At 67.4% G+C, this 488-nt stretch carries 1 pseudogene; it reads right to left on the bottom strand.

Annotated features, from left to right (window positions below):
- Positions 1-488, bottom strand: a pseudogene (locus B472_RS17170) (hypothetical protein); the annotation flags it as partial.

The following is a 488-nucleotide window of genomic DNA, read 5'->3' as shown; positions in this document are numbered from 1 at the left end:
CCTTGGCGGTCAAAGTGTTTTGCGCGGTCTCCACCGCCAACAACTGAGCCTCGGTGGCCAGGGTGCTTGAGCCACTGGCGGGCAGTTGCGCCAGGGCGGTGGTCAGCGCCGCCTGCGCTGCATCCAGTTCGCTTTGGGCAGTGCCCAAAGCGGTGTTGGCCGTGTTGGCCTGGGCCACCCACTTGGCCACTTCGGCGTCTGTGGATGTCTCGCTGGCAGTGGTGGCTGCGCTCACTGTGGCTGCATCGGCCAGGGCCGCTGTCGCTGCGCTGGTGATGGCCGATAAATCGGCGGGGGTCTCGCCTGCTGCAGTGGCCGCGTCGTTGGCCGCCGTCAGGGCTGTATTAACTGCGGTGGCTGCAGCGTTAGCCGCTGCGGCCTTGGCGGTCAAAGTGTTTTGCGCGGTCTCCACCGCCAACAACTGAGCCTCGGTGGCCAGGGTGCTTGAGCCACTGGCGGGCAGTTGCGCCAGGGCGGTGGCCAGCGCC

The sequence above is a fragment of the Limnohabitans sp. Rim28 genome (assembly GCF_000293865.2).
GTDB lineage: Bacteria > Pseudomonadota > Gammaproteobacteria > Burkholderiales > Burkholderiaceae_C > Limnohabitans_A.
This window is presented reverse-complemented; position numbering and strand designations above follow the sequence as displayed.